The 11,725-nt window shown below is 72.3% G+C and carries 8 protein-coding genes and 3 pseudogenes; 6 read left to right on the top strand and 5 right to left on the bottom strand.

The genetic code is table 11. The features are described from left to right. A pseudogene (locus tag GXP76_RS29850) lies at positions 1-2,531 on the top strand (hypothetical protein); the annotation flags it as partial. 231 nt (positions 2,532-2,762) lie between these two features. Here GXP76_RS29850 and GXP76_RS29845 read toward each other — a convergent pair. After that, on the bottom strand, positions 2,763-3,290 hold the full coding sequence (locus tag GXP76_RS29845; protein WP_242574736.1) for a hypothetical protein: 528 nt from the start codon (positions 3,288-3,290) through the stop codon (positions 2,763-2,765). A 468-nt stretch (positions 3,291-3,758) separates the two neighbouring features. Here GXP76_RS29845 and GXP76_RS29840 point away from each other — a divergent pair, with 468 nt between their 5' ends. The 4 genes from GXP76_RS29840 to GXP76_RS29825 are packed head-to-tail and all read left to right on the top strand — an operon-like array spanning position 3,759 to position 8,028. Continuing rightward, positions 3,759-6,590 carry a nitrate- and nitrite sensing domain-containing protein gene (locus GXP76_RS29840; protein WP_242574735.1) on the top strand — a complete coding sequence of 944 codons (2,832 nt, stop codon included), beginning with the start codon at positions 3,759-3,761 and terminating at the stop codon, positions 6,588-6,590. Then, positions 6,587-7,033, top strand: coding sequence for a roadblock/LC7 domain-containing protein (locus tag GXP76_RS29835; RefSeq protein ID WP_078078402.1), 447 nt, complete (start codon positions 6,587-6,589; stop codon positions 7,031-7,033). The genes GXP76_RS29840 and GXP76_RS29835 overlap by 4 nt, the downstream gene beginning before the upstream one ends. A 10-nt stretch (positions 7,034-7,043) precedes the next feature. After that, positions 7,044-7,439 carry a DUF742 domain-containing protein gene (locus GXP76_RS29830; protein ID WP_242574734.1) on the top strand — a complete coding sequence of 132 codons (396 nt, stop codon included), beginning with the start codon at positions 7,044-7,046 and terminating at the stop codon, positions 7,437-7,439. Beyond that, positions 7,420-8,028, top strand: coding sequence for an ATP/GTP-binding protein (locus tag GXP76_RS29825; RefSeq protein ID WP_242574733.1), 609 nt, complete (start codon positions 7,420-7,422; stop codon positions 8,026-8,028). The genes GXP76_RS29830 and GXP76_RS29825 overlap by 20 nt, the downstream gene beginning before the upstream one ends. Before the next feature lie 230 nt (positions 8,029-8,258). Here the strand turns inward: GXP76_RS29825 and GXP76_RS29820 are convergent, their stop codons facing one another. The 3 genes from GXP76_RS29820 to GXP76_RS35735 form a co-directional block, all read right to left on the bottom strand. Continuing rightward, positions 8,259-8,615, bottom strand: a complete 357-nt coding sequence (locus tag GXP76_RS29820; RefSeq protein ID WP_242574732.1) for a DUF962 domain-containing protein — start codon at positions 8,613-8,615, stop codon at positions 8,259-8,261. Positions 8,616-8,764: 149 nt separating this feature from the next. Beyond that, positions 8,765-9,598, bottom strand: a complete 834-nt coding sequence (locus tag GXP76_RS29815) for a M15 family metallopeptidase (protein WP_242574731.1) — start codon at positions 9,596-9,598, stop codon at positions 8,765-8,767. Positions 9,599-9,645: 47 nt separating this feature from the next. Next, entirely contained in the window at positions 9,646-9,768 is a 123-nt protein-coding gene (locus tag GXP76_RS35735) for a hypothetical protein (RefSeq protein WP_277993976.1), read from the bottom strand. Positions 9,769-9,784: 16 nt separating this feature from the next. Between GXP76_RS35735 and GXP76_RS29810 the strand changes: the two are divergent. Continuing rightward, positions 9,785-10,066 (top strand): annotated as a pseudogene (locus GXP76_RS29810) (NUDIX domain-containing protein); the annotation flags it as partial. 121 nt (positions 10,067-10,187) lie between these two features. Here the strand turns inward: GXP76_RS29810 and GXP76_RS29805 are convergent. After that, positions 10,188-11,725, bottom strand: a pseudogene (locus GXP76_RS29805) (TIM-barrel domain-containing protein); the annotation flags it as partial.

Below are 11,725 nucleotides of genomic sequence, written 5' to 3'. Positions count from 1 at the left end.
TCGACGGCGTCGTCATCACCGACCCCGCCTCGCACGCCCGGGCCCGCGAAGTCCTCTCCGGCGCCGCCCTTCTGCCGCGCTCCGCCGTGGCCGTCGGCACCGCCGCGGCGCTGCTCGCGCCGGTACCGGGCCCGCACGGCGCCGTGGCCGGCGGCGAGGACACCGGCGTCTTCCTCGTCCCGCCCAACCCGGCGATGCACGACGAACACGCGGCCGACGCCGAACGGCAGTCCCTTCGTACCAAGGCGACCGCACGCGACGAGGAGATCCGTATCCTGTCCGCCCGGCTCTCCGCCGACCGGGCCATCGCCGCGCGCCTCGGCTCCTGGCGCTCCACCTGCGCGCCCGGCAGGCTCGCCGAACTCGCCGGGACCGCACACGCGGCCGGCGAGGTGGCGCGGGCGGCGGGGGCCGAACTCGCCGAGGCCCGCACGGTCCGCACCGAGGCGGACGAGGCCGCCGCCGACACCGCGCGGGTGCGCGACGAACGCCAGGAGGCCGCCCAGCGCGCCCGCCGCGTCGCCGACGCCCTCGCGGGCCTCGCGTTCCGGCTGCGCGAACGGGCCGGCTGGCAGGTCAAGCTCCGCGCACTGGCCGACGACGCCGCCGAGGCCGAGGCCCGCGCCACCGCCTGCCTCGACCGGGCCCGCGCCGCCGACGAGGACCGCCGCGCCGCCCAGCGCGCCGCCGACGACGCCCGACGTACGGCGCGTGCCCTGCGGGCCGAACGCGCCGAGATCGCCGGCGCCCCCGAGAACCTGCCCGACCCCGGCGAGGACGCGCCGCGCACCGCCCTTCCCGCGCTGCGGGAGGCCTACCGCGCCGCCTCGCAGCTGTACGAGAAGGTCGGCGTCGGCGCCGACCTGCGCGCCGAACAGGCCCACGCCGAGAGCGACGAAGGCGCGGCCCTCGCCGAACTGGACCGCCTCAGCAACAAGGTCCGCACCCGCGCCTCCCAGCTCCTGGAGAGCACGGACGGCGCCGACGGGCCGTCCAGGCAGGCCGCGGCGGCCCGCGCCGAATCCCTCGTCCAGATGCTGGAGTCACGCGCGTCGGCCGCCAGCGAGCAGCTGGGGCGGCTGCGCGGTGAGGCCGAGCGCCTCGCACCCGCCGAGGGCGAGTCGCACACGGACCTGCCCGAGGACCAGGCACCCGCCGATGTCGAACAGGCGCAGGCCCTGCTGCGCACCGCCACGAACGAACTCGCCACGCGCACCGACGCGCTGGACACCGCCCGCTCGGCCCACGGCGAGCTGCTGCACGCCCACCGCACCGCCGAGGACGCCACAGGCGGCTTCGACGACACCGCGGCCCTCCTCGGCGACCTGCTCAGGGGCTCGGCCCACGAGGACACCGACGAGGCACCGGAAGAGCCGGAGCCGTACCCCGGGTCGATCGAGGAGGCACGGAACGCCGCCGCGGAGGCCCGCCGTTCGCTGCGCGGGTGCGCCACGGACCTGTCCGCCGCCGAGGCCGCCGTCCGGGAAGCGAGCGACATTCTCGTACGGCACGCCAACTCCACCCGCTACGAGCAGGTACGCACCCCGGCCCGCCAGCAGATCCGTGAACTGCCGGCAGCCGCCCTGCCCGACCACGCCGCGAAGTGGGCCGCGGCCTTCGCGCCCCGGCTGCGCGTGCTCACCGACGAACTGGAGCAGCTGGAACGCAATCGCGACTCCATCGTCGACCGGCTGCGCGGACTGGTGGAGTCCGCGCTCACGACCCTGCGCTCGGCGCAGCGGCTCTCCCGGCTGCCCGAAGGGCTGGGGGAGTGGTCCGGCCAGGAATTCCTCCGCATCCGCTTCGAGGAACCCGACCAGGCGACCCTCACCGAACGGCTCGGCGAGGTCATCGACGAGGCCACCCGCGCCGCCCTGAAGAAGAACTCCGACCTCCGCCGGGACGGGATGTCCCTGCTGCTGCGCGGGGTCCAGGCGGCCCTCCAGCCCAAGGGAATCGCCGTCGAGATCCTCAAGCCGGACGCCGTGCTGCGCGCGGAGCGCGTCCCGGTCGGACAGATGGGCGACGTCTTCTCGGGCGGCCAGTTGCTCACCGCCGCGATCGCCCTCTACTGCACGATGGCCGCGCTCCGCAGCAACGACCGGGGCCGGGACAAGCACCGGCACGCCGGCACGCTCTTCCTGGACAATCCGATCGGCCGCGCCAACGCCACGTATCTGCTGGAACTCCAGCGGGCCGTGTCGGACGCCCTCGGCGTCCAACTCCTCTACACGACCGGTCTCTTCGACACGACAGCACTGGCCGAATTCCCCCTGGTGATCCGGCTGCGCAACGACGCGGACCTGCGGGCCGGCCTGAAATACATCAGCGTCGAGGAACATCTGCGGCCCGGACTTCCCCAACAGGACCCGGACGGCGAGACGGTGCACGGCGAGATCACGGCGACGCGGATGTTCAAACGCTCCCAGTCCGCAGCCGCCCCCACGACTGCCGCCCCCACGCCCACCGCGACGGCGGCCGAAGGCGAACCGGCCGACGGTGCGCCGGCCGCCCCCTCGCAGACCCAGTAGGGCCGGTCCGGAGAGTCCCGCCCGGCCCGGGGCGCCCGGCACCTCGCCGCATTCTCGGACTTGGCCGGGTCCGGTCCTCCACAACGCCGGTCCTCCGCCGTGTGATGCCCCGCATCACGGGACATCAGCCGCCCCACGGGGAGGGCGCGGGCCCCGGCCTGCGGGCGGGCGGCGCCACGCTCCGCACGCGCCCCTGGAGCCCCGTCCCAACAGCCGCCGGGGCGCGGGCGTTCAGGCTTCGGAGAGCCTGCCGGCGCCCCGGCGTCGTATCCGCGCGCCGTCACGCTCCGCCGCCCGCGCCGTGCGCCTGGCCCGGCGGCGCTCCCGGCGCAACTGCCGCGCCGTGCTGCTCGGCACCGACACCACGCCATGGCGCTGGTTCCACACCTGACGCGTCACCCACACGTCCAGCACGCCCCACGTCGCCACCACCGTGCTCGCCACGCTGCTCAGCACCATGGGGAAGGCCAGCCAGGAGCCCGCGAGCGTCGAGAAGAACGCGACCATCGCCTGCATCAGCGTCAGCGCCGCGATGATCACGGCGCGCACCGCCGCCGTCCGCACCGGGTCGGGCATCCGGCGCCGTATCGCGGGCTCCTCCACCCACAGCCGCCGCGAGAGGCCCGTGCCACGCGGGGCGGGCAGCTCGACCTCGACCTCCCCGGGCGCCCGCGTGGCGGCACGCCCGTCCCCGCCGCCGCGTCCCTGTGCCTTTCTGCCCGCCTTCGCCGCTGTTTCCGTGTCCGACTTCGTATTCATGGACCGCAACTCCCCACCACTGTCCGACATCAGGGTGACTGCCCGGCGCCGGCCGCTTCACGCGGACCATGGCACCCAATGTGTGGCGGACGGCGCGAACCGCGCCCTCCGCCCGCCCCGTCCCTCGCCCCGAATTCCCTACCCTGAGCCGGTACTTCCGCATGTCAGTACCCATACACATAGACGACCGACAGATCAGGAAGATTCCCGCGGCATACAGATCCGGCCATGTGATCGATTGCGAAAAGTGACGCCCCGCCAGGTACTGTGCGCCACAGCGGCGAAAGTCATCTCCGTGAATACCGGGACAACTCGTGATCAACTCGCCTGGTTGGGGCCGAAAATCGCCCGGACATGTCTTCGAGTTGCCGGTGTGGCAGTAGTAGGCTCGCGCCGTTTGTTGACGAGGTTGTCGATTCGGACGAAGACGGCTTCCACATCGGGTGGAAGGTCGAGCTGGGGGAGACCATGCGCTTTCGCGGGAAGTCCATCCGCCGGAAGATCGTGGCGTTGCTCCTTGTGCCACTCGTATCCCTCACGGCTCTGTGGGCATTCGCCACCACACTCACCGGCCGCGAGGCCAACCAGCTCCTCGACGTCGCCTACATCATCGACAAGGTCGGCGACCCCGTGGAGAACACGGTCCGGGTGATCCAGCAGGAACGCCGCCAGACCCTGATCTACCTGGCCGACCCCCGCAACTCCGACTCCCTCGCCGAACTGCGCCGACAGCGCGCGGCCACGGACCGGGCCGTCACCAAGATCAAGACCAACGCCGAGAACCCGTCCGTCCGCGACGAGATGAGCGACGCCACCTCGGCACGGCTGACCTCCCTCACCGACGCGCTCGACGGCCTCGGCGCGCTGCGCCGCTCCGTCGAGAAGAGCACCGTCACCCGGGGCCAGGCGCTCGACTTCTACAACAGACTCGTCGACCCCTGCCACAACTTCCTGGCGACGCTGCACGCTCTGGAGGACGTGGAGCTGGACAAGCAGGCCCGCGCCCTGGTCGGCGTGGACCGCGCCCAGGAGATGCTCTCCCGTGAGGACGCGCTGGTCGTCTCCGCGCTCATCACCCGCCGCACCACCTCGGACGAGATCCGGCTGATCTCCGACCTCGTGGCCAACCGCACTCTGCTCTACGAGACCAACCTCGACGTCCTGCCCGCCTCGGAGCGCGAGATCTTCGAGCAGTACTGGGGCGGCCCCGGCACCCAGCCGCTCCGCGAGGCCGAGGAACAGATCATCACCGCCGGTCCCGGCAAGGACCCGGCGTCGGTCGACGCCGCACGCTGGCAGGAGATGACCAACCCGGTCCTCGAAAGCCTCGCCCGCGAGGGAGAGGCTGCCGACGAGCGCTACCAGGACCGGGTCGACCCGGCCGGGTTCAACGTCCTCGTACTGGCCGGAATCGCCGGCGTCCTCGGCTTCCTCGCCCTGCTGGTCTCCCTGATCGTCTCCGTGCGCGTCGGCCGCAGCCTCATCCGCGACCTGTCCGGCCTCCGTAAGGAGGCCCACGAGGTCTCCGGCGTCCGGCTGCCGAGCGTCATGCGGCGCCTCGCGGCGGGCGAGCAGGTCGACGTCGAGACGGAGGCCCCGCGACTGGACTACGAGCGCGACGAACTGGGCCAGGTCGGCCAGGCGCTCAACACCCTCCAGCGCGCCGCCGTCGAAGCGGCCGTCAAGCAGGCCGAGTTGCGCCACGGCGTCTCCGAGGTGTTCGTCAACCTCGCCCGCCGCAACCAGGTCCTGCTCCACCGCCAGCTCACGCTCCTGGACACCATGGAGCGCCGCACCGAGGACACCGACGAACTCGCCGACCTGTTCCGCCTCGACCACCTGACCACCCGAATGCGGCGCCACGCGGAGGGCCTGGTGATCCTCTCCGGCGCCGCGCCGTCCCGTCAGTGGCGCAAGCCCGTCCAGCTCATGGACGTCGTACGGGCCGCGGTCGCCGAGGTCGAGGACTACGAGCGCGTCGAGGTCCGCAGGCTGCCGCGGATCGGTGTCGGCGGCCCCGCCGTCGCCGACCTCACCCACCTCGTCGCGGAACTCCTGGAGAACGCCACGGTGTTCTCGCCCCCGCACACGGCGGTGCAGGTCCATGGCGAACGCGTCGCCAACGGCTTCACCCTGGAGATCCACGACCGCGGCCTCGGGATGAACTCCGACGACCTCCTCGACGCGAATCTGCGGCTCGCGGAGACACCCGAGTTCGAACTCTCCGACACCGACCGCCTCGGCCTCTTCGTCGTCAGCCGCCTCGCGCAGCGGCAGAACGTCCGGGTGTCGCTCCAGCCGTCTCCGTACGGAGGCACCACCGCGATCGTGTTCCTGCCGGCCGCGCTGCTCACCGAGGCGCCCGAGACGCAGGGCACCGGCTTCCGGCTCGACCGGCAGAACCTCACGGCCGACAGCGGCCGGGGCCGCGCCGACGGCCGGCTGGCCTCGCTGTCGCAGGTTCCCACCGGACTCACCACGAACCGCTCCGTGCTCGACGGGCCCATCGAGCTCGAACCACCGCTCACCGGCCGGGAGTTCGAGGAACGGCCCGCGGGCGCCGACAGCGTCGAGGCCGTCAGCGACCTCGCCGGCGCCGATCTGGACGACACGGAGAGCGAACGCGGCGGAATCTTCCGCGCCCGTGAACACCTGCGCGACAGCGGCCGCGGCACCCGCGGGCGCGAGGCGGGCCTGCCGCGTGAACCGCGCGGACCCGGCATCGGGGACCTCCACGAGCAGCACCGTCAGGCCGCCGACCACGAGGGCCCGCAGGGACGTGAGGGCCGCGACGCCGCCGACCCGCTCGGTTTCCCGGAGCAGCTTCCCCGCCGCAGCCGCAAGACCCCGAAGCTGGTCGCCGACCACGGACGGCGCCTCGACGAGCGGGGCGGCGCCCACCCGGCGACCGAGCCCTCGCCGGACGAGGCCACCGCGGCGGCGCCCGCGCCCGCTCCCACCGCACGCCTCGTGACGCCCACACCCGAGGGAGCCGCCGTGACGCCGGACGAGAACGGCTCCGCCGCCCCGCTCGGCGGCCTTCCCCGGCGCGTCCGCCAGGCCAGTCTCGCGCCCCAGCTCAAGGACGCCGTACGGGAGGACGCCGAGGCGCCGCCCGCCGAGGTGACGGAACGCGACTACGAGCGTGACGCGGACGAGGTCCGCAACCGTATGGCTTCCCTTCAACGGGGCTGGCAGCGTGGCCGCCAGCAGAACAGCGCCGAAGACATCGATGGAACCGAGGACATCAACGGCCCCGGCGACACCGCAGGAACGACACCGGAGGGGGACGGTCGATGACCGCACCGAAAGCCGCAGCATCCGATTCCACACGCCGCGGATCCGTTCCGGGCGACCTCAACTGGCTCCTGGACGAGCTGGTGGAACGGGTCGGCAGCATCCGCAAGGCGATCGTCCTGTCCGGGGACGGTCTCGCCACGGGTACGTCCAAGGAACTCACCCGCGAGGACGGCGAGCACCTCGCCGCCGTCGCCTCCGGCTTCCACAGCCTTGCCAAGGGCGTCGGCCGGCACTTCGAGGCGGGCAAGGTCCGCCAGACCGTCGTCGAACTCGACGACGCCTTCCTCTTCGTGACGGCGGCGGGCGACGGCAGTTGCCTCGCCGTGCTCTCCGACTCGGACTCCGACGTCGGCCAGGTCGCCTACGAGATGACGCTCATGGTCAAGCGCGTCGGCGTCCACCTGGGTGCCGCACCACGCGCCGGACAGCCCGCCGCAGGGTGAGTTGAATGCCATGAGTCAAGCAGGCGAGGATCCGAAGCACTGGTTCGACGGAGACGCCGGACCGGTGGTGCGCCCGTACGCCATGACACGCGGCCGCACCAGCAGCGCGACGCGGCACCGGCTCGATCTGATCGCCATCGTCATCCCGGCGCCGGCCGCCGACGACCCCTCCGGTGACCGGACACTGTCTCCCGAGCACGTGGAGATAGTCGAGCTCTGCAGAGCCGGCCCCCAGTCGATCGCGGAACTCGCGGCGGGCCTCGACCTCCCCGTAGGGGTGGTCAGGGTCTTGGTGGGAGACCTGGTCGAGAGCGAACTCGTGCACGTAACCCGTCCCGTTCCGCCGGCCGAGCTGCCGGACGTGAACATTCTCCGCGAGGTGATCAATGGTCTTCGGGCGCTCTAGCCGTGGACAGCGGCCGATCGAGCCGGTGACTCTGAAGATCCTGGTGGCCGGCGGCTTCGGGGTGGGCAAGACCACCCTCGTGGGCGCGGTGAGCGAGATCAAACCGCTGCGCACCGAGGAGCTGCTGACCGAGGCGGGACGGCCCGTCGACGACATCGAGGGCGTCGAGAGCAAGACCACCACGACGGTCGCCATGGACTTCGGGCGGATCACCCTCCGCGACGATCTGGTGCTCTACCTCTTCGGCACGCCGGGCCAGGACCGCTTCTGGTTCCTCTGGGACGAGTTGGCCCAGGGCGCGCTCGGCGCGGTCGTGCTGGCCGACACCCGGCGTCTTGAGGACTCCTTCGCGGCGGTCGACTACTTCGAGCGGCGGGACATCCCGTTCGCCGTCGCGGTCAACTGCTTCGAGGACACCGCCCGTTTCCCCGCCGACACGGTCCGCACGGCGCTCGATCTCGACCCGGAGGTGCCGTTGCTGATGTGCGACGCGCGCAGCCGGGAGTCCGTGAAGGACGTCCTGGTCGCGGTCGTGGAGCACGCGATGATCCGCGCGCGGAAGCAGCGCGAGCCCGCGGTCACCACCTGACGCACGCCGGGACGGGCCGTCCCGGGCCGCTGACGGCCTTACGGACGGAACACGGCCCGTACCCCCACCGACAGGGGTACGGGCCGTGAGTCAGCGGTGTACGGCTCCGACTGCCGCCCGCCCCGGCCCTCCCGGCCCCCGCGGACACGGCGTGTCGGTCGGCGGGACACCGGTCCGGCGGGTCAGCGGCCCGCCGATGCGCCGGTTGGGCGGCTCACCGGCTCCGTGGCTCAGCGGTTCTCGGCGAGCCACTTCGCGGCGATCTCGGCCAATTCGGCGTCCCGCCCCGCCAGCATCATCCGGATCATCTGCGCGTCGCCGCGCAGCGACCACGCGGGGTGCCCGAAACTCGCGGGGTTGTTCTTCTCGATGAAGAAGTGCGCGGGCCACGCCGTCCCGTAGCCGATCAACGGCAGCGCGGCCGCGTACCGCTTCCGGCCGCGCGCCAGTCCGTAGACGCTCACCGCGAGGCCCGTCAGAGTCCCCGTCAGATGCACCCAACGCGTGGCCGCGCGGGAGTGCATCGCCACGTAGTAGGGCCAGAATTCGTCGTACGACTCGTATGTCGCCGGTGTCTCCGTTGCCATACGGGCACCGTAACGGCTCCGCCGGGAACCCGAAACGGGCAGGAGGAGAACCGAAAACGGGCTTCGTGCGTCCGAGAGTAGTGAGCGGTCCGGCCGGAGCCCACGGGGGTGGTCCCGGCCGGCCGTTCACGGCTGATCGTCCCGCGCCGTCAGTGGCCGGCGACCGAACGCCAGGACACCGGGAAGTCGAAGTAGGTGTCCGGGAAGACCTCCGGCTTGTGGGTGAAGTGCCACCACTCCTCGGGGAGGTTGGTGAACCCGACATCGGCCAGCGTGCTCTTCAGGAGCTGCCTGTTGGCCCGCTGCTCGCCCTGGACGCGCGGATCGTCGGTGTGCGACAGGGTGTCGAAACAGTCGTAACCGGTGCCCATGTCGACGGAGTTGTCCCGGAACCGCTCGCCCTGCGGCGCGTAGCAGGGGACCAGCTTCTCGCCGGGCACATACGGCCGGGTGGGCTTGGCCGGCAGTTTCACGATCGTCAGGTCCACCGTGCTGCCACGGCTGTGCCCCGACTTCTCGGCGATGTAGCCGTCGGTGAACAATCTCGACTTGTCGACCCGCGGATAGAACTCGGGCTTCATCGTCTCGTCCGCCAGGTCCTCCGCCCAGCGGACGAAGTGGTCGACCGCCCGCTGCGGGCGGTAGCAGTCGTACACCTTGAGCGAGTAGCCCTGCCGCAGCAGCTTCCACTGCGCCCGCTTCAGAGCTTGCGCCGCCGGGCGCGTGAGGATGCACAGCGGCTGGTCGTAACCGTCGACCCGTTCGCCCATGAAGTTGTGCGGGGTGAGGTAGCGCATGTCGTGGATGATCGTCGGCGCCACGGCCGGCAGTGCCACGAACTCCTCGGGTGCCACGGGCCGGGCGGTCCGGGAGCCCTCGCCCGTGACGGAGGCACCGGCGGCGCCCGGGGCTGCGGCGGTCACGGCGAGCAGGGCGGCCGCGGTGGCGGCCAGCGCGCGGAGTGCGGAAGCGAGTCGTGTCATGGGCACACCGTCTATCAGTTCCCCGGCCCCCGGGAAAGGGTGATCGGCTACAGTCCGCGCGTGGCCGACCCCGAGAACCGCTCCGTGAAGGACTCCCACTGCGACAGCTGCGGCGCGCCGTACCCGGCCGGTGCCGGCTGGCCCCGCACCTGCCACGTCTGCGGTGCCACCGCCTACCGCAACCCCCTGCCGGTCGCGGTCACGCTGCTGCCCGTCACCGAGGAACACGGCACCGCCCTCGTCGTCATCACCCGCACCATCGAACCCCGGCGCGGACACGTCGCCCTCCCCGGCGGCTTCATCGACCACGGTGAGGACTGGCGGCACGCCGCCGTACGCGAGCTGCGTGAGGAGACCGGCATCGAGGCCGACGAGCGGGACGTACGGCTGGCCGACGCCATGAGCGCGCCGGCAGGCCATCTGCTGCTCTTCGCGCTGCTGCCGGAACGCCCCGTCGCCGAACTGCCCGCGTCCGTGGCCACCGACGAGACGACGGGCTGGCAGCTCCTGCGCGCCCCGGACGAGCTGGCGTTCCCCCTGCACACGCGGGCGGTACGGTCCTGGTTCGCCGGCCAGGCGGGATGTGCCAGATCCGGCCCGGCCCCTCGTACGGCGTCCCCGTCGCCGTGTCGTACCAGCGCCCGCGCGGCAACCGCACCGCGCGCCGGTCCGTACCGGCCTCCAGCACCGGCGCCACCAGCAGCGAGTCGCCGAGCAGGAACGCGTCCTCGCAGTCCCGCAAAGCCCGGTCCTCCGGCGCGCCCCACCACACCGGACGGACGTACGGCGCGCCCGTCAGCCGCGCCAACTGGGCCAGCGTCACGAAGTACGGCCCCAGCCGCTCCCTCTCCAGAAGGGCGGCCCTCGCGTGGCCCAGCACCTCGTCGCCGAACTCCCACGGCTCCCTGCGCCCCGCGTCGATGGCCGCGTGCGTGCGGAACAGCGGCAGAAAGGCGCCCAGTTGGTACCAGCGCAGATACAGCTCGGGCGTCGGACTCCCGGTGAAACCACCCACGTCCGGACCCGAGTACGGCACTCCGCACAGCCCCAGTCCCAGCACCAGCGACAGCGAGGCGCGCAACCCCGGCCAGTCGGTCGCCACATCGCCCGACCAGGTGCCGCCGTACCTCTGCATGCCGGCCCAACCGGAACGGGAGAACAGGAAGGGCCGCTCCTGCGGCCGCAGCCGGCGCAGCCCCTCGTACCCGGCCATCGCCATCGTCAGCGCGTACACGTTGTGGGCCTCCCGGTGGTCGCCACCACGCCCGTCGAGCGCGTGTCTGGCCGACCGGGGCAGCGTCGTGTCCCCGAACGGCGCGAACGACACCGGCTCGTTCATGTCGTGCCACACCCCCGAGAAACCCTGCTCCAGCCGCTCCTCGTACAGACCGCCCCACCACTCACGGACCGCCGGGTCGGTGAAGTCCGGATAGACGCACTCGCCGGGCCAGACCTCGCCCCGTACGTCGTCACCGCGCGCGTCCCGCACGAACGCGCCGGCGGCCGAACCACCGGCGTACATCTCGTTCCCCGGCGCGGCCTTCACCGCCGGATCCACGATCGACACCAGCCGCACCCCCTGGTCCCCCAACTCCTTGGCCAAGGCGGGCAGATCGGGGAAGTTCCGCCGGTCGACGGTGAACACCTGGTGCCGGTCGTAGTGATCGATGTCCAGATGGAGCGCGGACAGCGGCAGCCCCCGCTCGCGGTAGCCGGCCACGATCCGCCGGACCTCCTCCGCACTGCCGAAACCCCACCGCGCGTGCTGCGGCCCCAGCGCCCACGAAGGCGGCGGCGCCGGCACACCGGTCAGCGCCGTCCACCCGTGCAGCACCCGCGCGGGCGTGCCGAGCAGCAGCCAGCAACGCAGCGGACCGCCGTCCATCCGCACCTCGGACGTGCCCGGCCGGTCATGACCGGAGCCCGCGCCCTCCTCACCCTCCTTGAGGATGACGCGCCCGTCCCACGAGTTGTCGTAGAAGGCGAGGTGCGTGCCCGCGTCCGCCACCACCAACTGCACCGGCATCGTGATGTACAGAGGATCGTCGCCCGGGCCGAAAGCGCCCCCCGGATCGGTGTTCCAGAGGCGGTACACACCCTCACGCAGCCGAGGCCCCGACGCCCGCC

Source organism: Streptomyces sp. NP-1717, from assembly GCF_022695985.1.
Taxonomy (GTDB): Bacteria; Actinomycetota; Actinomycetes; order Streptomycetales; family Streptomycetaceae; genus Streptomyces.
Note: the sequence above shows the minus strand (reverse complement) of the source record. Positions and strands in the feature narration are given on the sequence as shown.

What these genes read in the sequence shown, in the direction of transcription:
- GXP76_RS29845 (WP_242574736.1), bottom strand. Translation starts at nt 3,290, where the DNA reads ATGAATACGAAGTCGGACACGGAAACAGCGGCGAAGGCGGGCAGAAAG.
- GXP76_RS29840 (WP_242574735.1), top strand. Translation starts at nt 3,759, where the DNA reads ATGCGCTTTCGCGGGAAGTCCATCCGCCGGAAGATCGTGGCGTTGCTC.
- GXP76_RS29835 (WP_078078402.1), top strand. Translation starts at nt 6,587, where the DNA reads ATGACCGCACCGAAAGCCGCAGCATCCGATTCCACACGCCGCGGATCC.
- GXP76_RS29830 (WP_242574734.1), top strand. Translation starts at nt 7,044, where the DNA reads ATGAGTCAAGCAGGCGAGGATCCGAAGCACTGGTTCGACGGAGACGCC.
- GXP76_RS29825 (WP_242574733.1), top strand. Translation starts at nt 7,420, where the DNA reads ATGGTCTTCGGGCGCTCTAGCCGTGGACAGCGGCCGATCGAGCCGGTG.
- GXP76_RS29820 (WP_242574732.1), bottom strand. Translation starts at nt 8,615, where the DNA reads ATGGCAACGGAGACACCGGCGACATACGAGTCGTACGACGAATTCTGG.
- GXP76_RS29815 (WP_242574731.1), bottom strand. Translation starts at nt 9,598, where the DNA reads ATGACACGACTCGCTTCCGCACTCCGCGCGCTGGCCGCCACCGCGGCC.